Origin of the sequence: Chryseobacterium sp. CT-SW4, from assembly GCF_048572715.1 — a bacterium.
GTDB lineage: Bacteria > Bacteroidota > Bacteroidia > Flavobacteriales > Weeksellaceae > Chryseobacterium.
Map to the genome: position 1 here is coordinate 525,899 of NZ_CP183840.1, position 18,783 is coordinate 544,681.

At 34.9% G+C, this 18,783-nt stretch carries 15 protein-coding genes, 7 tRNA genes and 1 other RNA gene; 18 read left to right on the forward strand and 5 right to left on the reverse strand.

The window, feature by feature from the left end:
- Positions 1 to 3: 3 nt before the first annotated feature.
- From ABJ974_RS02325 to ABJ974_RS02335, 3 genes are all read right to left on the reverse strand, one after another.
- The gene (locus tag ABJ974_RS02325; RefSeq protein WP_419869785.1) at positions 4 to 1,116 is read right to left on the reverse strand and encodes a tetratricopeptide repeat protein; all 1,113 of its coding nucleotides are present in this window, start codon (positions 1,114 to 1,116) and stop codon (positions 4 to 6) included.
- Between the two features lie 5 nt (positions 1,117 to 1,121).
- Positions 1,122 to 2,588: a hypothetical protein gene (locus ABJ974_RS02330; RefSeq protein WP_419869786.1), complete on the reverse strand. Its 1,467-nt coding sequence runs from the start codon at positions 2,586 to 2,588 to the stop codon at positions 1,122 to 1,124.
- A gap of 165 nt (positions 2,589 to 2,753) precedes the next feature.
- On the reverse strand, positions 2,754 to 3,680 hold the full coding sequence (locus ABJ974_RS02335; RefSeq protein WP_137905819.1) for a hypothetical protein: 927 nt from the start codon (positions 3,678 to 3,680) through the stop codon (positions 2,754 to 2,756).
- A gap of 503 nt (positions 3,681 to 4,183) precedes the next feature.
- Between ABJ974_RS02335 and ABJ974_RS02340 the strand changes: the two genes are divergently transcribed.
- The 3 genes from ABJ974_RS02340 (at position 4,184) to ABJ974_RS02350 (ending at position 6,293) form a co-directional block, all read left to right on the forward strand.
- The gene (locus ABJ974_RS02340; protein ID WP_419869787.1) at positions 4,184 to 4,804 is read left to right on the forward strand and encodes a hypothetical protein; all 621 of its coding nucleotides are present in this window, start codon (positions 4,184 to 4,186) and stop codon (positions 4,802 to 4,804) included.
- A 115-nt stretch (positions 4,805 to 4,919) separates the two neighbouring features.
- The gene (locus ABJ974_RS02345) at positions 4,920 to 5,231 is read left to right on the forward strand and encodes a helix-turn-helix domain-containing protein (RefSeq protein WP_419869788.1); all 312 of its coding nucleotides are present in this window, start codon (positions 4,920 to 4,922) and stop codon (positions 5,229 to 5,231) included.
- A 537-nt stretch (positions 5,232 to 5,768) separates the two neighbouring features.
- On the forward strand, positions 5,769 to 6,293 hold the full coding sequence (locus tag ABJ974_RS02350; RefSeq protein WP_419869789.1) for an antirestriction protein ArdA: 525 nt from the start codon (positions 5,769 to 5,771) through the stop codon (positions 6,291 to 6,293).
- Positions 6,294 to 6,473: 180 nt separating this feature from the next.
- Here ABJ974_RS02350 and ssrA read toward each other — a convergent pair.
- Positions 6,474 to 6,874: a transfer-messenger RNA gene (gene ssrA, locus ABJ974_RS02355) on the reverse strand.
- Positions 6,875 to 7,001: 127 nt separating this feature from the next.
- Here ssrA and rpsU point away from each other — a divergent pair.
- The 10 genes from rpsU to ABJ974_RS02405 all read left to right on the forward strand — a co-directional run bounded on the left by rpsU (position 7,002) and on the right by ABJ974_RS02405 (position 9,426).
- Complete coding sequence (rpsU, locus tag ABJ974_RS02360) at positions 7,002 to 7,199, forward strand: 30S ribosomal protein S21 (protein ID WP_419869790.1); 198 nt, start codon at positions 7,002 to 7,004, stop codon at positions 7,197 to 7,199.
- A gap of 83 nt (positions 7,200 to 7,282) precedes the next feature.
- Entirely contained in the window at positions 7,283 to 8,170 is an 888-nt protein-coding gene (locus ABJ974_RS02365) for a tyrosine-type recombinase/integrase (protein WP_419869791.1), read from the forward strand.
- Entirely contained in the window at positions 8,167 to 8,457 is a 291-nt protein-coding gene (locus ABJ974_RS02370) for an HPF/RaiA family ribosome-associated protein (RefSeq protein WP_419869792.1), read from the forward strand. The genes ABJ974_RS02365 and ABJ974_RS02370 overlap by 4 nt, the downstream gene beginning before the upstream one ends.
- Before the next feature lie 107 nt (positions 8,458 to 8,564).
- Positions 8,565 to 8,638: transfer RNA gene (locus ABJ974_RS02375), tRNA-Thr, on the forward strand.
- Between the two features lie 20 nt (positions 8,639 to 8,658).
- A tRNA-Tyr gene (locus ABJ974_RS02380) sits at positions 8,659 to 8,739 on the forward strand.
- 84 nt (positions 8,740 to 8,823) lie between these two features.
- Positions 8,824 to 8,896, forward strand: a tRNA-Gly gene (locus ABJ974_RS02385).
- A gap of 82 nt (positions 8,897 to 8,978) precedes the next feature.
- Positions 8,979 to 9,052, forward strand: a tRNA-Thr gene (locus ABJ974_RS02390).
- A gap of 22 nt (positions 9,053 to 9,074) precedes the next feature.
- Positions 9,075 to 9,155, forward strand: a tRNA-Tyr gene (locus ABJ974_RS02395).
- Positions 9,156 to 9,243: 88 nt separating this feature from the next.
- Positions 9,244 to 9,316: transfer RNA gene (locus ABJ974_RS02400), tRNA-Gly, on the forward strand.
- A gap of 38 nt (positions 9,317 to 9,354) precedes the next feature.
- A tRNA-Thr gene (locus ABJ974_RS02405) sits at positions 9,355 to 9,426 on the forward strand.
- Positions 9,427 to 9,840: 414 nt separating this feature from the next.
- Here the strand turns inward: ABJ974_RS02405 and ABJ974_RS02410 are convergent.
- Positions 9,841 to 10,584, reverse strand: coding sequence for a hypothetical protein (locus tag ABJ974_RS02410; protein ID WP_419869793.1), 744 nt, complete (start codon positions 10,582 to 10,584; stop codon positions 9,841 to 9,843).
- Between the two features lie 477 nt (positions 10,585 to 11,061).
- Here ABJ974_RS02410 and ABJ974_RS02415 point away from each other — a divergent pair, with 477 nt between their 5' ends.
- From ABJ974_RS02415 to ABJ974_RS02435, 5 genes are all read left to right on the forward strand, one after another.
- Positions 11,062 to 11,742, forward strand: a complete 681-nt coding sequence (locus ABJ974_RS02415) for a response regulator transcription factor (RefSeq protein ID WP_419869794.1) — start codon at positions 11,062 to 11,064, stop codon at positions 11,740 to 11,742.
- 1 nt (position 11,743) lies between these two features.
- The gene (locus tag ABJ974_RS02420; protein WP_419869795.1) at positions 11,744 to 13,108 is read left to right on the forward strand and encodes an ATP-binding protein; all 1,365 of its coding nucleotides are present in this window, start codon (positions 11,744 to 11,746) and stop codon (positions 13,106 to 13,108) included.
- Between the two features lie 78 nt (positions 13,109 to 13,186).
- Positions 13,187 to 14,428 (forward strand): TolC family protein, encoded by a 1,242-nt coding sequence (locus ABJ974_RS02425; RefSeq protein WP_419869796.1) that lies wholly within the window; start codon positions 13,187 to 13,189, stop codon positions 14,426 to 14,428.
- A gap of 2 nt (positions 14,429 to 14,430) precedes the next feature.
- The gene (locus ABJ974_RS02430; protein WP_419869797.1) at positions 14,431 to 15,510 is read left to right on the forward strand and encodes an efflux RND transporter periplasmic adaptor subunit; all 1,080 of its coding nucleotides are present in this window, start codon (positions 14,431 to 14,433) and stop codon (positions 15,508 to 15,510) included.
- Between the two features lie 21 nt (positions 15,511 to 15,531).
- Positions 15,532 to 18,624, forward strand: coding sequence for an efflux RND transporter permease subunit (locus tag ABJ974_RS02435; RefSeq protein ID WP_419869798.1), 3,093 nt, complete (start codon positions 15,532 to 15,534; stop codon positions 18,622 to 18,624).
- The last annotated feature ends 159 nt before the right edge of the window (positions 18,625 to 18,783 follow it).

The following is an 18,783-nucleotide window of genomic DNA, read 5'->3' on the forward strand; positions in this document are numbered from 1 at the left end:
TTGTTATTTTGTAAAGTTATTCATTAATTTTTTATTCTCATATTTATCTCTCTCTGTTCTTAGAGAAACAAGCCAATCCAAATACATTTCCTCTGGCATCTGCCTGTATCCAATTTCATAAATATGTCCGTACTCCTGTGTCATTAGCTCCATTAGTTCCTTAGCTTTTGGGTCTTGTTGAGCTTTTTTTATGTTTTCAGGATTAGTTGAAGTCAAATTCTGTTTATCCATCAACTTTTCAAACTGTTGTTTATGAGTTTCAGCCCTAAGGATAAGAGCTTTTGCAAAGTTTGGATAAATTTCTATTGCCCTGTTAACTGTTTTTAAAACAAACTCACCATCATTGTCAGGGAAATTCCTGTTATAAGCCTGTGCTAAATCAAATAAACACAATGCTAAACTTTCCTTATCATTCAAAGCCTTCATAAACACACCGTTTTTAATGGCATCCAAATGGATATACCCCGAAGCCATGAGCCATGAATCCTGAGGAAACATCCCACTGGTAAGCTCTGTATTGTACCATCCATCAGATTTAATTTGATGTTTGATGTACACATGATTCGGGGCTAAGGCTAAATTGGCTGTTTCTCCTAATTCCTCTGCCAAAATCTTATACAGGTAAGGCATGGAATTACAATTCCCTTTCTTCGTAGCCAATAACTTAGATACAAATAAGTTGGTAATATCATTATGCCCAAACACATCCTTAAAATCATAATTAAAAGGCTTATACTGTATTACGGTGTCTTTTACAGCAATAGGCAAAGTCTGGCACATAATAGAGTATATTGCTGCATATTTGCTCACTTTATCTTTATCAGATTGCTTGTAATTTAAATCCCTGTTAGCAATGATAGCTTTTGCAAACTTTGTTAAAAATTTGATTTCATTATTGAGCTGTACCGTATCAAGTTTTCCCTGAAAATAGGCATTCTCAACACTGAACACAGCATCTTTAAAGCTATATTTTTGCTTATCATTTAACATGTTGTCAATGGTCTGATAAGCATCATTGTAAAACTGGTTATTTTGGGCTTTAACTGTTCCTGAACTTAGCCATATCAAGACTAAGAATACGAAGGATATAGTTTTGTGAGATAAATATCTTTTCATTATTGTTATAAATGTTTTGGGTCTATTGGGAAATACTGGGCTTTCTCGTTAGACTGCTGAGATTCTTTTTTCTTTTGTTCCTGAGCTTTTCTCAAAGTTTCCTGTTGTTTCTGCTTTTGCTTTTCAGCATTAATTTGTCTCATTCTTTCAGCAAGAGCTTCACTTTTCTGCCTGTTGGCTTCACCTTTCATATTCCCCAGCCACTCTTCATAAGCCCCTTCAGTCATCGGGACATAGCCTAAATTGTCAATATTATTGAACTGGGCTTTTGTCTCCTGTAGTAGTGCCAATGCTCTCGGATAAAATCTGATATTTTGTAGTTCCTCAGGATTTTCAAGATTTTTAATGCCTAATTGCCCTGCTACATACTCCAGTTTAGCTTGCTGAAAAGTTGATTTTAGTAGGTTTGCATATATATTTTTTGGTGAGTATTCTAGTGCTTTATCCAAAGTTTTTCCTACAAACTCATCCATTCCATATTTATGAGCATAACCATTGGCTAAATCTGCATAAAATTGTGCTAATAACTCTTTTTTATCTTGCTCCTTCATATAAATATCATTCTGTAAAGCTTCTGATTTTATATAACCTGATTCAAGAATAATAGAACTTGTAGTAAATATCCCATTGGTAAGCTCTGCATTTTGCCATTCCCCCTCTTCATCCTTAAATTTGACATAAGTATGGTTGGGAGCAAAGGCTAAGTGAGCTTCTGCATTCATTTCTTCTGCCAGCATCAAATAATACAAAGGCATGGAATGACATTGCCCAGAGCCTGTTTTAAGGAGTTTGGAAACAAACATCTTATTCCAATCCTTTGCACCCATATAATCCTCAAAATCATATTTGATAGCTTTATGCTGAACTCCTCCCAACTTCATGCCTTTAGATAGGTACTCAAAAATCATGAGGTTTTTATCTGTATTGCTTTCAGTATCCTGCTTTCTCTCTTTCATTTTCTGTAAGAGCTGTTTTGCTGTTTTCTGAATTCCAGATTTAAACTGATTATAATTTTGTTTATTCCCATAATAGGCATTCTCCACAATAAAATTGGCTTCACTTATAGAATAATTGTCAGTATTGAGTGAGCCTAATTGATTGTAAGCATCATAATAGGATTGTGTGCCTGCTTTTCCTGAAAATGAAGGCAGGTTATAATAAGAATCTTCTAAGGCTTGTTGGTTGTAATAATTCTCCTGTTTATTTCTGAGTTCCTGTTCCTGAGCCACTTTCCTAAAGTCTTCTTCCATCATTTTTGCATTCTGTTGCTGAATCTGTGAGCTTCTGGAATTGTACAACCCACCATGAGGAACAGAGGGAATAACAGACCTTGCTGGACTTCCATAATTTGGATTTGAAAAGTTACCCAAACTACTAGGGGTAGGGGCTTGGGAAGTAGGAAAGTTAGGAATCTGGGAAAATCCTAATGTCCCTGTAAATAAAAATATGGCACGAAAATAAACTTTTAACATTATATATTGTGGTTAATTACAAAAATAAGTCTTTTTAAACCCACTTCATAGTGATTCTCTAAAGTTTTATTTTTGCTAAATTAAATCGATAAAACGTCAAAACTTGACGTGTTTTTTCCCAATTTTCCCGATGTTGGTTTTAGATGATTAAGCATTGTCATCTACCTATCTATTTCCTGACGGAGTTATATAATAAGTATAGTTTTCTCCGATTGCTAAACTGCCCTGAAAAAACTCAACATATTTTAAATCCTCTTGGATGAAAACACCTCCCCAGTTTGATGAGTATTCATAACCTTTTTTACGGTCATTATATACCTTGTTTTTTAAATCTCTATAAGAAAGCTCCCCATCAGCTTTTTTAAACATAATTTGATTATCATTTATAATTACATAGGAATCACTTTTTATAGTTTCGTCTTTTATGCGCTTATTATTATGGTCAAAAATAGCAATATTATAAACAGGTAAGGTTTTACCATAATTAGATTTTATTTTACTATCATTACTGTAATCATTTGAAGAATTGTTTTGATAACTACTACTGTTATTACTACTGGAACTGACATTAGTAGAAGCTGTTACATTTTTGATAATGGTATTTGCAGAATCATATAGCCATTGTATAACACGATTAGTTTCATTGGCTGATGAATAATTAATCCTTGTTCGATTTACTTCATTAACGCAGCTTTTTTGGAAAGTATCATGTATAAGTTGCCTTTGTTCGTCCGTTACATTTAAATTATTGATTTGATTAGAGATTGAATTTACGGTACTTTGAACTTGCTGAACATTATTGTCATATCTATTTTGCTTTGCTATCATTGCATTTCCTAATCCTGAAATGCTTAATTGTTGTGGGTCACGATATTGTGTGGGTTGTCTGGTATTACTTGAAATGTTTGAGCCGTCAACATTGTACATCTCCCATTGTTTAGCTAAGCTGTTATACTTTTCATAGCTAATCATATTCCCGTTTGGGTCAAAGTACTCATATCTATCATAAAATGAATTGTACTTTTTAGTAACTGATTGAGAAAAACAAAAAGTTCCGATTAACAAAGATGCGGAAAGGATAAACTTTTTCATAGTGAATGTTTTTATTCACTCGTCCTCCTGAAGTGAGTATTAATAATACAGAAAGCGTGAAGGACTAAACTTAATTTGTAAATAGGAGGTTCTCGCGAAACCGTGTTACACAAACAAGAATAGCCTCCACGCCATAGGTGGAGGCATCAACTGTTTATCCTGTGTAACTTTAGTTAATTTGCGAGATTTCCTATTAACAGAATAAAAGCTAACGCTTTATATTTTTCGATAAAATTCAGCTACAAAAATATGAAATTTTACGAATCTTTAAAGTTGATTTATGAGTGTATGAAAATATTGTGTTGTTTATCATGATTCGGAGTGGTAAGTAATCTTTTAGTTTTCTGAGTTGTGAAAGATTATATTTTAAGTAAATGGTATTTGTGAATGTATATCTATAATTTATTGTGATAAAAAACAAATGTTTAACTTTTTGTTTTTTTTGTTGATATAAATTTGTCCAATGTTTAAGTTTTACTTAAATTTGATTAAATTATTTGACTATGGAGTATCTAAGAAGTAGTGATTTGCTACGTCAGGCTGTAGAGATTTTAGCAAATGCTGTTAGTGTTCGTATAATAAAAAGTGAATCTAATCTTAATAAATTTTTAGAAATAAAAGGTTGGGCGGTAAATAATGATAAAATAAATTCAGATTTAAAGAAAAATTTAATAAAAGATTTATCATCTTTTGATGATTCGTATCATAAATTATTTTCTATTGGAGAACGTACTGTTATTCTAAAGAGGTCTAAATACTTTAAACAGAGTAGTTCTGCAAAAGAAATGGCTGAAAAAATATTAGCAGAGATTAATGAGTTTTTCATATTAAGCCAATTACAGGAAAAAATTGAATTTCTTAAATCTTTTATTCTTTACTTAATCAAAAATAATAGATTTGATAAAATACAGGATAAAAGGAATAAGATTAAAAACATCAAATCTAATTTGAGGTATATTGATGATGAAGAAGAATCTATGTTAAAAGTAAGATGTAACAATTTTATAACTAACATTAATTCTTATTCATTATGGAAATCCAACAAATTAAAAATACAATTGATGACATATTATTGGCTAATCCTGAATTATCAATTGAGGATAAAGCTAAGCTATTACAAATAAAAGATAGTATTCAAGAAAATACAACAGAAAAAACAGCCGTAGAAATAGCGGTATTGTGGCTTTCTTTATTAAAGGATGCAGCAGCTATTGCGGTAGTAATTGAAAATTTATATAAATGAAAATAGGAGAAGTAATAAAAGGCTTATTAAAAAGTAGAAATATTACACAGTTAGAATTGGCTGATAAAATAGGCAAAAGCAAAACTGCAATATCTCAAATGATTAATGGTGCGTATAGCCCAAGTCCTGATACTTTAGAAAAAATTTCTGAGGTATTAAATGTTCCAATTGCTATTATGTATTTATTAACAATATCTCCTGAGGATGTTCCCGATGATAAGAAGGAGATATATAGAGTTCTTTCTCCGTTATTAGAAAAATATTTGCTAGAAATTTTTGGTATAAATAAATTAGATGGTCGTTTTTAAATGACCATCTTTGTTTTTGTACTTCCTTTGACTAATAAAGATTAAAAGAGTACTTTTTATATGTATAAAATGAGGCGGATTAAGGGTTACAGAAAATGTATAATACTTGGTCTACTATTTACACCACCCGTCAAATTTTTACCGTAAAATATACCCCCTATACCAAATCTCAAAATTTTTGTATATGTATCGGGTGTGTACCTACTATAACGGTTTGGGTGTGGGTTGTGGTGTTTTTTTTTGTAGTGTCCCCTATGCTTGGATTTTGTTTTTCTCAGACTATTTTTACTTTCCTGCGCTCAGAGTGGTTAAAAAGATTTTAACTAACCTTGAAAAGTATTGATGTTTTGAGTAAAAAGTGTCTGAAAAGCTGGTGGTTATCGTGTTTTTTACGTATCTTTACTCTGTACTTTACTACTAAAAGCAAGCCTTGTTTCTTTGTGTACAAGGTTCGATATAAAAACAAAAATGCCTAGAAGTATTGGCGTACTTGCTAGGCAACATCAATAAATTTTAATACATCTAAAACTTATTAACATGGCAAATTTACAAAATTGTCTTGATACTGCTAGTATCTATGTAGGAACGTACAGGAAGTACAACAACGGCTCATTATTTGGGAAATGGCTTAATCTTAGCGACTATGGAAGCTATGACGAACTAATTACAGCAATGTATGAATTGCATTCTGATGAACAAGACCCCGAATTTATGTTTCAGGATTATGAATGTCCGATTCTGGAAAAACTAGGTTTATTGAGCGAGTGCCATATATCAAAAGATATTTACGAAGTACTTGAACAAATCAATGATTCAGGACATGAAGTAGAGATTTACGAAGCGTGTTTGGATTGTTTAGGTAAAATGGAGTTTCAAAGCTTATACGAATATGTAAACAATTTTTATTACGGCGAATTTAATTCGGATGAAGATTTTGTACAATACTTATATGAAGATGATACGTTTAATATTCCTAATTGGGTTGTGATTGATTGGGGAGCAACAGCACGGAGCATAATGTATGATTATTTTGAATCTAACGGACATTACTTTAAATCGTAGTATATTTGTATTATTACAATAACTTATTGTATTCTCAAAATTTAAATAAGTTTAATTAAATTCAAACAGATTTAAAAAAGTACATTTCAAAAATTCGGGTACAACTTTGGGTACAAAATCAAAAAAGAGAAAATGTAATTATCTAAAATTCAATAACTTACAAATTCTCTTTAGTTTAAAAAGTGGAGTTGGAGGGATTCGAACCCTCGTCCAAACAAGCAATACATAAGCTTTCTACATGCTTATTCTGCTATTGGTTTTCGACTGAAAGCAGAGAGCAGACACCCAACTTTCAGCTTATCTTCTAAAGTTTTCGAGTTTTAGCCGAAGATTCTAAAACCTTATTTCTGCATTCCTATATTCCAGAATCAAACGCCGCAGAACAGGGCGATTGTGGAACATCTTGCTTCCTTACTAAATCTTCGGGAAAACGCTTGATCTACTATACTTCGATATTAAGCTGCAAGAGCGAACTCTTCGTTGCCAGTTAAAATTTTGTAGCAAGGGATTAGAGAGATCGCGCTACGGTTCTCTGCATGCTTACTTACCCATTGATCTTGCTGTCGAAACCAGTCAACCCCATAAATAAGACTACAAAAATAAGGATTTTTATACACATATCAGAAAGTTTCCTGGAATAAATTTGAGGATTGTTTTGTGGTTAAATAAAAAATACATACTTTTGCAATCCAAAATGAGATGTAAAATATGTTAATAATTCCAGTAAAGGATGGAGAATCCATCGACAGAGCATTAAAAAAATATAAAAGAAAATTTGATAAAACAGGGGTAGTTCGTCAATTAAGAGCGAGACAACAATTTATCAAGCCTTCAGTAACCTTGAGACAATCAAGATTAAAAGCTGCTCACAAACAAAGAGCTTTAAGCAAAGAAGAACAGGCTTAAGAAATTTTCTCAGAAAATATACTCAATTTACTTCTTAAATACTTATATTTGAGAAGTAAATTTTTTGTTTATATACTTACAGTATGCTCGCAAAGTTTCTTGAATATTTACAATATGAGAAGAGATATTCTCCTCACACCATTACAAGCTACAAAAAAGACCTTGAAGATTTTTCTCATTTTTACCTTAAAACGGAAGGATCCGACCACATATCCAAGGCAAATAAAAAAGTAATCCGTAATTTTATTGTTGAACTGAGTGAAAATAATATTTCCAAAAGAAGTATTAATCGCAAACTTTCCTCACTTCGTAGTTTCTATCTTTTTCTTTTAAAAATAGGGGAGATCACTGTTTCTCCCACCCAAACTATTTCTTCACTTAAATTTTATGCTGAAAAGCAGGTTCCTATGTCTAAGGAGGAAATGCAGGAGCTTACGGAGCATGTATTTGCTGAATTGCCGGCTGTTTTGGAAAAATGTATTATTGAAGTATTATATCAGACAGGAATAAGAAAAGCTGAGCTTTGTGGTCTGATATTTGAAAATGTAAATATAGAAGGGAACGAGTTGAAGATTATAGGAAAAGGTAATAAAGAAAGGTATATTCCTATCTCCCAGGATTTATCTGATTTGCTGAAAACTTATCTTGAGACCCGGCATCCGCTAACGGAATATGAATCCTATTTTTTTGTTAACGGAAAAGGGAAAAAACTCACAGAGAAATTTGTTTATCTTACAGTTAATAAGTATCTTAGTTTTATAACTTCAAAACAAAAAAGAAGCCCTCATATGCTAAGGCATAGCTTTGCAACACATGTTTTAGACAATGGGGCAGAGATTTCTAAAGTAAAAAAAATATTAGGGCATTCCAGTCTTGCAAGTACGCAGGTCTATACAGATGCTAATATTGAACAATTGAAAAAAGTGTTTAATCAAGCTCATCCAAGAGCAGCTAAAAAAGAAGAATTATGAAGATTTCAGTACAAGCCATCGGTTTAACTCCTCATGAACCACTAGAAGCACACATCAACAAAAAAGTAACTAAGCTTGATACCTTTTATGATAAGATTCAAGAGTGTAAAGTATTCCTGAAAGTAGAAAATAATTCTGATCGGGCTAATAAAACCACAGAAATTATTTTGGTGGTTCCGGGAGATGATATTGTTGTTAAAAAAACAACGACATCATTTGAAGAAAGTCTCGATCTTTGTGTTGATACAGCTAAAAAGCTGTTAATCAAGAAAAAAGAATTAGCTTAAAAAATAAATTGCAAAAAACTTGCAAAAAAGTTTGAGATTTCAAAAAATCTGTTCTATATTTGCACTCGCAAAAAGGAACAACGATCTTTTGAAATCTTTTTTAAATTGCCTCCATAGCTCAGTTGGCCAGAGCACGTGATTTGTAATCTCGGGGTCGTGGGTTCGAATCCCTCTGGAGGCTCAATTTAATATAAAACATGAGGGGAGATTCCAGAGTGGCTAAATGGGACTGACTGTAACTCAGTTGCTTCGGCTTCGTAGGTTCGAATCCTGCTCTCCCCACATTTTATATTATAAAAAGTTGCAGATATAAAAGTGTTTTTTTAGATTTGCACAGCGTTTACCAACATTTTTGGAAACAAAATTGCGGAAGTAGCTCAGTTGGTAGAGCGTCAGCCTTCCAAGCTGAATGTCGCGGGTTCGACCCCCGTCTTCCGCTCAAAAAAAATCACTCCACTGTAAGGTGTGATTTTTTTTTTAACTGATACTTAGCGAAGTGTTTTTTAGTATCGGTTTAATAAGCCTCCATAGCTCAGTTGGCCAGAGCACGTGATTTGTAATCTCGGGGTCGTGGGTTCGAATCCCTCTGGAGGCTCGTTTAAAACATAAAATAACAAGGGGAGATTCCAGAGTGGCTAAATGGGACTGACTGTAACTCAGTTGCTTCGGCTTCGTAGGTTCGAATCCTGCTCTCCCCACGATATTTTTTAAGAAAAAAACTTGCAGGTTAATAAAGGTTTTTATAGATTTGCAAAGCGTTTACCAACAGTTTTGGAAAACAAAATTGCGGAAGTAGCTCAGTTGGTAGAGCGTCAGCCTTCCAAGCTGAATGTCGCGGGTTCGACCCCCGTCTTCCGCTCAAAAAATCACTCTATCATCAGCGTGATTTTTTTATTTGCCGATATAGCTCAGGGGTAGAGCGCTTCCTTGGTAAGGAAGAGGTCTCGGGTTCAAATCCCGATATTGGCTCAACCAGAAAACCTTCCCATATTGGGGTTTTCCTATTTTTCGTCAGTTTTAGTAAAGGTAGAAATGCTTGAGATCAACATGAATACCGATTTAAAACTAAATAAGAAAAAGTTAATCAGTCTGGTAAACGGTTTTAAAGAATATAGTTTACCTTCCCCAAAAACATTTAAATCAATTAAATTTTACCAAGCAGATTTGTGAATGTATATCTCATGCTACTGTTTACAAATAAGCTCAACCCATTTTCAGCAAGTCTCCGGAGGAATTTAAGCTTTTAATTCTTTTAGGGTAGTTAATAAAATAAAACAGACTTCTATTGCTATTCTCCAGGTTATAAAAAAAATTAGAGGTGTTTCCTGCTAAAATTGATAGCCTGGAAAACACCTCTAAAATAATGGGTTATTTATTTATCAACTATGTTCCGGATATACTGAATGTAAAACTTCTTGTTGCTACATTTCCAGCGGAATTTCCGGTTTTTATTCTTATGGTGCTGTTATCAATATAAGATATTTGTAATTGATCCAATGTGCTAAGAGAATTGGAAGGCGTAGTCCTGTTTGGAGTTGAGCCGGTTCCGGTATCATATAAGTTAGCATTTAAAGAATATACCTCAGTAAAAGGTGTATCAAATTTAATATCAAAGATACCTGCGCTTACTTGGGAGACTTTATAGCCTGATCCTGTAATGGCATATAAAGCTCCTACTCTTGACGTTAAAGTAACTGTCCCAGATCCGGATCCTACTGTATAAGTTGTCCCTGCGGCTCCGCCTATAACTTTGGATGGATCCAGTATACCTCCGCTATTGCCATTATAAATGGCTAAAATAATACCTGATATAAATTTAGTAGGTCCGCTGGAAGAAAAAGTGGGAATATCTGCTTTCCCTACGACCCCGTTTGCGTCTACTACAAGTATTTTATCCTGTGTAAAAGTTTGATCTTTGGTAGTTGAGGATGTTCCATTGGTAGAAGTGGAGCTATTAATTGTATAAATTGAATTAGCCGTTCCGTTCGTAGGAAGACTTCCTAATCTTAGCGTACCATTAACATGTAAGTTTTCTGTGGGACTACTTGTATTAATCCCTACTTTGCCAGTTTGTGCATTTATCAAAAAACTAATTGATAATATGGCTAATAATAAAGTTTTTTTCATTACTGTTGTTTTATTTATATTTAATATTGTTTAAAAAAGATTTATATAATAATTATTACTTATAAATCCTGCATTCAAAGTATTTTACCAAGCATTACAAAAATTTTACCAAAAATTTTTATACAGTTACTGACCCCTGATTACTTAATATACTAGATCTTTAAGGATTTGGATTTATTGAACTTTTATTGTAAGGATAAATGAATTGTTTATCAGCTAGATATGTGTTTCGGATGAATTGCGGCTCTCTTTACATAATAAGTTTAAAGTTGAAATTATAATAATAGTTTTAGAAGAATTCTATTAATAGTTAATCTGGTACCTTTTTTATTACAATCAAATCCTGGGGAAAGACTTTTCCTCCAATAATCTTTTTACACTTTTTATAGAAGTTATATAAATTCCGCATATAAACTTGAAAAATTTAGAATACTAATCATAAAAAATTTCGTTAAATTCGTATAAAATAATTTTTTGATGAATATTCTTTTATTGGAAGATGATCTTATTCTTTCGGCAGAATTAAGTAAATTCCTAGAATCAAACAATTTTGCCTGTGATAGGATTTACGATGGGGAAACATTTCTCCGTCAGATCAAAGGAAATACTTATGATCTATACCTGTTGGATATTAATGTTCCGAAAGTAAACGGATTGGATGTATGTCAGACGATACGATCATTTGATAAAGTGACTCCTATATTCATTATTTCGGCTTACGGAGATCTGTCTGATAAAAAAGATGCTTTTACCCGGTTGGCAGATGATTATCTGGTAAAGCCTTTCCAGTTTGAAGAGCTGCTGTTACGCATCAATTCATTATTGAGAAGGAAAACCTCTGCAGATAGGGTGGATCAGGAAATTATCCGGATAGACGATCTCATTATCAATAAAACCGAGCAGAAAGTATTTCGGGGTACTACCGAAATAGCACTTACTCTTAAAGAATTTCAACTCTTAGTGTATCTGGCAGAAGCCCAGGGGAGAATAGTTTCCAAACAACAAATTACCGAGCATGTCTGGGAACATAATTTTAATACCAATACCAATACGGTAGAAGTCTATATCAATTTCTTAAGAAAGAAGATCGACAAAGATTTTAAAGTTAAACTTATTCACACCCGCTCAGGATTTGGATACTATTTAAGTCCTATATAAAATGTCGCTGAAAAGAAAGATCGCATTAAGCCTCAGTATTGCTTTTTCATTACTTTTTGGTATTGTAATGGTTGTGATCTATGTATCTTTTAATGATTTCAGAAGAGATGAGTTTAAAGAAAGATTTCGTCAAAGGCTGGAGTTTACTTCCCATTTCATCGCAAAATCCAAAGACTTTGAAGAAGAAGGTCCGCTTTTTTTTAGTGAAAATTCCGATAATATATTGCTGAATGAGCAGATACTGATCTTTAATGCCGATAAGGAACTAATTTACAGTACCATAAAAGACAGAAATGTGACATGGGATGCGGATCTCCTAAAGGAACTCGATGAAAAAAAGGTGATCTATAGTGAAGAGACCAAGCCTGAAATATATGCGGCCTTAAGAATGATCAACGGGGAATATTACTATATTCTGACGAGTGCTTATGATACCAATGGCAAATCCAAATTATCTTATCTCAAATACCTTCTTGTAGCCACTTATCTGATGAGTGCGCTCATAATAGGACTTTTCAGCTACTATTTCGTAGGGCAGTTTCTTCGTCCCCTTGAAGAGCTCAATAATGAAGTTTCTACTATTACAGCACATAAACTTACCACCCATCTCCCGTTGGAAGAATCTGAGGATGAAATCAGCGTACTGGCCCAGTCTTTTAAAACCATGATTGCCCGGCTGGATGATGTCTTTCAGTCCCAAAGAGAATTTACGGCCAGTGCTTCCCATGAAATACGAACACCCATTACGAGAATGTCTTTTCAGTTGGAAAACCTGATGAAGCTCGAGGAACACTCTCCCGAAACATTGGCTGCATTAAAGCAGATTCAGCAGGATGTCTATCAACTGTCGGATTTAACGAATTCATTACTTCTGCTGAATAAGTTCGATAAAGAAAATATCCAGAGCATTTATGAGGAGGTAAGAATTGATGAAGTCATTTTTGAAACTTTTGAAACGGTTAAAAAAAGCTACCCGGAACTGAAAATGGATTTTGTAATTACAGAAGATACTTCTCATGATACATTACTTACCATCAATGGAGTTCAGTCTCTTTTAGATATTGTATTCATCAATTTATTTAAAAATGCAGCCATCTATTCAGATAATTCCGAAATGAAAGTTCAGATAAAAGAAACGGACGCGGATATAAAGGTAGAAGTAATTTCCTATGGAAATACCGTCTCTGAGGAAGAACAGCCTAAATTATTTGAGGCTTTTATGAGAGGAGATAATTCCCAGAATACTTCCGGTTCAGGATTGGGACTTCGGATTGTAAAAAGAATATTGGAATATCATGGGGCAAAGATCTCCTATTCCTCACCCCTTGAAAATACTAATAAATTTACAGTAAGATTCATAAAATAGAATTTTAATTTTTTTTTAAGGATTGTTTAAGTCTGTTTTAATTCCTTCCGTTCATTTTTGCATAATAAACTGTTCAGAATGAATAAACTTGCAGGGGTTTTTATTATCATTTCTTCGTGCATGGTGGCTCAGAGAGAGATGTCACTTCTAGACTGTGAAAATGCATTTCAACAGAATAATCTGCAATTATTGGCCGAACAATATAATATCAATATGGCTGATGCAGACATTTTACAGGCTAAAATCTGGGAACTGCCACAGATCAGCGGTGAAATTAATGCATATAATCCTGAAGCTAAAAAACTTTTTGATATAGGACATGCCAAAGGAGCCGAAATTACTCAGCTTATCTATATGGGAGGTAAAAAGAAAAATGAAATTGCCTTTGCAAAGTCCAACAAAGAATTGGCTCAGCTTCAATTCTCCCAGCTGCTGGTAGATTTAAGGACCCAGCTGAGAACTACTTATTATAATCTTTATTACGAAAAATTAAAGCTTGAGAATACCAATAAACAGCTAGGTTATATGAATGAACTGCTGGCTGCCTACAAAATACAGTCTGCCAAGGGAAATGTATCACTTAAAGATGAGGTGAGACTCCAGAGTATAGTCATCCAGCTGAGTAATGATAAAATTGGAATTAATAAGAATATTCTCGAATTTGAACAAACCCTGAAATTATTGACCGGGGTCCGGGAAAGCATAGAACCTCAATTATCAGAGACAGAAGTGCAGGACCTTTTCGCTTCACAGCCTTTTGGAGATGAAACGGAACTGAAAAATAAAGCCCTGGAAAATAATGCAGACTATCAGTATAATCTCAAACTGATTGAAAATAGCAAGCTGTATGCTCAATGGCAGAAATCATTAAATGTCCCGGATCTGAATCTAGGCGCAGGTTGGGATCAAAATGGAGGAACCTTTAAAAATGAAGTCAATCTTAAAATAGGAATTCCCATTCCCTTATGGAAAAGTAATCAGGGTAATGTAGAAAAAGCGAATTATGCCATCCGGCAGAATGAGAAGAATGCAGATTATCAGAGATTAAGCCTTGAAACCAAAGTGGAGGCTGCTTTTCAAACCTGGAAAACTCAATATGAACAGCTATCCCAGTTCAAAACAAAAGACCTCGAAAACCTGGATCTGGTATATGACGGGATGTTAAAAAACTTCAGAAGAGGAAACATCAGCCTTATAGAATTTGTTGATTTTATGGACAGCTACCGGGAAACGATTCTTCAGGTGTATGAAATGCGAAATGAAGTGATCCAGTCTGCCGAACTTCTTAATCAATTAGTACAAACAAAAATTTTCTACTAAAGATGAAAAAATATATCCTGCTTCTATACGTTGCCCTAACGTTACTATCCTGTAATAAGAAAGAAGACGCTCAACCTGATCCAAAAGGATTTGAGCTGAGTAATACCATGCTTAAATCCATTTCTTTAGCTAAAGCAGAAAAGAGGAATATAGAAGACTATTATAACTTCTATGGGAAGATATCTGCGGATAAGAACAGTTATATTGATGTGTACCCGCTGGTAGGAGGGAATGTATTGAGTGTAAATGTAGAATTGGGGGACTATGTGAGAAAAGGGCAGGTACTGGCTACAATAAGAAGTACCGAGCTGGCGGAAATACAGAAGGATGTAAGCGATGCTAAAACCGATCTTGTAGTCGCACAGAATAATTTAAGAGTAGCAAAAGAACTATACGATGGTAAACTGAATACCGAAAAAGACGTTCTCGAAGCTAAAAGTGAAGTTCAGAAAGCCCAGGATCAATTGCAGAGGGCGAATGCCGTAAGTGCCGTATATAACGTTAAAAAAGGAAATATATACAGCGTGGTGGCTCCTATCAACGGATATATCGTTCAGAAAAATATCAATAAAGATATGCAGCTGCGAAGCGATAGAAGCGATAATATCTTTGATGTAGCCAATACTACCAATGTGTGGGCTATTATGAACATCAATGAATCGGATATCGATAAAATAAGCCTGGGAATGAGAGCTGAGGTATCGACGCTTTCCTATCCGGATAAAATATTTTATGGAAAAATAGATAAGATCTTTAAGATTATCGATCCCGAAACCAATTCAATGCAGGCAAGAGTAGTATTGGATAATGCCAATGGACTGCTGATTCCCGAAAGTAAAGCAACGATAAAAATCCTGAATTCGGAAACGGAGCAGGCTCTCACCGTTCCGTCTAAGGCGGTTATTTTTGATGATAACAGAAGTTTTGTAGTAGTGTTTAATTCGAGAGCAGATTTAAAGGTAAAAGAAATAAAAGTCTTAAAACAGGTAGGTGATGTTACCTATGTTTCCGAAGGCTTATCCGAAGGCGAAAATGTGATTACCAATAATCAGTTGTTGATCTACCGTTCACTTAATAATTAAACTTAATCTATCAGGTTCTCCATGAATAAGTTCATAAAAAATATCATTGCATTTTCCCTCAAAAATAAAGCATTTACCTTTATTTGGGTGGCTGTATTGGCCATTGCCGGATTTATCAGCTTTAAGAATATGCCCATTGAAGCATTTCCGGATGTGACCAATACCCAGATTGTAATTATTACCCAATGGAACGGAAGAAGTGCGGAAGAAGTGGAAAGGTTTGTTACAACACCCATAGAACTGGCCATGAGCCCTGTTCAGAAAAAGACAAGCGTAAGAAGTACCACCATGTTCGGGCTTTCCATTGTTAAAATTCTTTTTGATGATGGAGTAGACGATACCTTTGCCCGGAACCAGGTTAATAATCAGCTAAGAACGGTAAGCCTTCCCGATGAGGTGGATCCCGAAGTACAGCCACCTTATGGGCCAACAGGAGAAATATTCAGATACACCATAGAAAGTAAGAAAAAAGACTCCAGGGAATTGCTGACCTTGCAAAACTGGGTAATAGACCGTGCACTCCGTGGAGTTCCGGGAGTGGCGGACATCAATGTCTTTGGAGGACAGGAAAAAGTTTTTGAATTAAGCATTGATCCCCGGGCTTTGGATAAATATAATTTAACTCCGCTCCAGGTATATGAAGCAGTCACAAAAAGTAACCTGAACGTAGGAGGTGATATCATTGAAAAAAATGGACAGGCCTACGTAGTGAGAGGTATAGGGCTGGTGAAATCAGTGGCTGATATAGAAAATATAACCATTCAGAACGATAGCGGAAATCCGGTTCTGGTAAAATACGTTGCGGAAGTTCATGAAAGCTCTTTACCCAGAGTAGGGCAGGCCAGCCTTAACAATCATGAAGACACCGTAGAAGGTATAGTCGTGATGAGAAAAGGGGAAAACCCACGTGAAGTCCTGGTTGGAGTAAAAGCGAAAATCGAAGAGCTTAACGAAAAAATCCTTCCTAAAGATGTAAAGTTAGTTACGTTCTATGATCGGGATAATCTAATGGATTTTACCACCCACACCGTAATGCACAACCTTATTGAAGGGATTATTTTGGTAACGGTGATCGTTTTTATCTTCATGGCGGATTGGAGAACCACGCTTATTGTTTCTATTATTATTCCCTTATCGTTGCTTTTTGCATTCTTGTGCCTGAAATTGGCCGGTATGAGTGCCAATCTGCTTTCCTTGGGAGCCGTAGACTTTGGAATTATCATAGACGGGGCTGTGGTGATGGTGGAAGGACTCTTTGTGATGCTCGACCATAAAGCCCATAAGTATGGAATGGAAAGGTTTAATAAAATGGCCAAAGGAGGCTGGATCAAACAGACGGGAACAGGCTTGGGTAAGGCTATTTTCTTTTCAAAATTAATTATCATTACCTCGCTTATTCCTATATTTTCATTTCAGAAAGTAGAAGGTAAAATGTTCTCTCCCTTGGCTTTTACACTAGGTTTTGCCTTATTGGGGGCATTGATTTTTACATTGACGCTGGTTCCTGTTTTATCCCATATCCTTCTCAATAAAAATGTAAAAGAAAAGAATAATCCGTTTGTGAATTTCTGGGACAGGATGGTAATGAAAGGATTTAATTTCACCTTTAAAAATAAAGGCATAAGCTTAATTGTAGCCATCTCTTTTCTTGCGGTTACCCTATTCTCAGGAAAGTTCTTAGGAACCGAATTTTTGCCGCAGTTGAATGAAGGTTCACTTTGGATCACAGCAGAAATGCCGATGAGCTCCTCTTTAAAAGAATCACTCAAAACAGCCGATCTTCTGAAGAAGGACATCATGAGCTTCTCTGAAGTTACGGATGTGCTGGCACAGACAGGGCGGAGTAACGACGGGACAGATCCCAATGGATTTGGATTTGTTCAGTTTGCGGTGAACCTTAAACCTAAAGAAGAATGGAAACGTAAGATAAGCTATGAAGAATTAATTGAAGAAATAGACGGGAAATTAAGGAACTATCAGGGAATTACATTCAATTATTCACAGCCTATTTCCGATAATGTGGCAGAAGCGGTAGCAGGTTTTAAAGCGGAGAACGGAATAAAAATTTATGGGGACAATCTCGAAACTCTGGATGAATTGGCAGAAGAAATTTTAAAATCAATAAAAGATGTAGACGGAGTTAAAGATCCGGGAATTATTAAAAATATTGGTCAGCCAGAAGTAAGTGTATTACTGGATAGAGATAAAATGGCAGCTTACGGAGTAATGCCGGCGGATGCACAGGCTGTCCTTGAAATGGCTTTCGGTGGGAAAACGGCATCAGAAATGTTTGATGGAGAAAAGAAATTTCCGATCCGTTTACGCTATTCCCAGGAATACAGAAAAGATGAAAATGATATCGCTTCCCTCATGGTTCCTACTCAGGATGGAACTACGATACCATTAAAGGAGATCAGCAATATTGTTAAAGATAATGGAGCGGCATTCATTTACAGAGATGATATTAAACGGTATATAGGAGTGAAATTCTCGATCAGGGACCGGGATTTGGGAAGCACTATTGCCGATGCTCAGAAAAAAGTGTCAAAAATAGACCTTCCGGAAGGGTATTCTATAGGGAGGACGGGACAGTTTGAAAACCAGCAGAGAGCCTCTCATAGATTGGCGCAGGTAGTTCCGGTAAGTATTCTCATGATTTTCTTTTTGCTGTTCATTCTGTTCGGAAATATTAAAGATTCTCTCCTGGTGCTGGCGAATGTACCTTTCGCATTGATAGGGGGAATTATCGCATTGCATATTACAAGAATGAACTTTGGAATTTCTGCGGGAGTGGGGATGATTGCATTGCTGGGAATTTGTATTCAGAATGGAGTTATCCTGATATCGGAATTTCACCAGAATGTAAAAAACGGATTGTTTTTGGATCAGGCCATATTAAATGGAGTAAAGTCCAGGACAAGACCTGTCATCATGACAGCGCTCATGGCTTCTATCGGGTTATTACCTGCTGCACTTTCCACCGGAATAGGTTCCGAATCTCAAAAGCCGCTGGCTATTGTAATCATAGGAGGATTAATAACAGCCACCATACTTACGCTTCTTATATTCCCCATTATTTTTTGGTTTTTCAACAGGGCAAAAAATCATGATTAAAAACATGAATTATCTACTTGTAAAATTAATTTAAAGATGTAGATTTGTAGCATTCATTTTGTGAAATATTTTATAATAATTGGTTTAATTAATTCCTATTTGTGAATTATGTGTAGAATATAATTATATATAATGTTTTATGAATATAAATGAATAAAA

What these genes read in the sequence shown, in the direction of transcription:
- rpsU (WP_419869790.1), top strand. Translation starts at nt 7,002, where the DNA reads ATGTTAATAATTCCAGTAAAGGATGGAGAATCCATCGACAGAGCATTA.
- ABJ974_RS02335 (WP_137905819.1), bottom strand. Translation starts at nt 3,680, where the DNA reads ATGAAAAAGTTTATCCTTTCCGCATCTTTGTTAATCGGAACTTTTTGT.
- ABJ974_RS02330 (WP_419869786.1), bottom strand. Translation starts at nt 2,588, where the DNA reads ATGTTAAAAGTTTATTTTCGTGCCATATTTTTATTTACAGGGACATTA.
- ABJ974_RS02325 (WP_419869785.1), bottom strand. Translation starts at nt 1,116, where the DNA reads ATGAAAAGATATTTATCTCACAAAACTATATCCTTCGTATTCTTAGTC.
- ABJ974_RS02365 (WP_419869791.1), top strand. Translation starts at nt 7,283, where the DNA reads ATGCTCGCAAAGTTTCTTGAATATTTACAATATGAGAAGAGATATTCT.
- ABJ974_RS02350 (WP_419869789.1), top strand. Translation starts at nt 5,769, where the DNA reads ATGGCAAATTTACAAAATTGTCTTGATACTGCTAGTATCTATGTAGGA.
- ABJ974_RS02430 (WP_419869797.1), top strand. Translation starts at nt 14,431, where the DNA reads ATGAAAAAATATATCCTGCTTCTATACGTTGCCCTAACGTTACTATCC.
- ABJ974_RS02415 (WP_419869794.1), top strand. Translation starts at nt 11,062, where the DNA reads ATGAATATTCTTTTATTGGAAGATGATCTTATTCTTTCGGCAGAATTA.
- ABJ974_RS02370 (WP_419869792.1), top strand. Translation starts at nt 8,167, where the DNA reads ATGAAGATTTCAGTACAAGCCATCGGTTTAACTCCTCATGAACCACTA.
- ABJ974_RS02435 (WP_419869798.1), top strand. Translation starts at nt 15,532, where the DNA reads ATGAATAAGTTCATAAAAAATATCATTGCATTTTCCCTCAAAAATAAA.
- ABJ974_RS02425 (WP_419869796.1), top strand. Translation starts at nt 13,187, where the DNA reads ATGAATAAACTTGCAGGGGTTTTTATTATCATTTCTTCGTGCATGGTG.
- ABJ974_RS02345 (WP_419869788.1), top strand. Translation starts at nt 4,920, where the DNA reads ATGAAAATAGGAGAAGTAATAAAAGGCTTATTAAAAAGTAGAAATATT.
- ABJ974_RS02420 (WP_419869795.1), top strand. Translation starts at nt 11,744, where the DNA reads ATGTCGCTGAAAAGAAAGATCGCATTAAGCCTCAGTATTGCTTTTTCA.
- ABJ974_RS02410 (WP_419869793.1), bottom strand. Translation starts at nt 10,584, where the DNA reads ATGAAAAAAACTTTATTATTAGCCATATTATCAATTAGTTTTTTGATA.
- ABJ974_RS02340 (WP_419869787.1), top strand. Translation starts at nt 4,184, where the DNA reads ATGGAGTATCTAAGAAGTAGTGATTTGCTACGTCAGGCTGTAGAGATT.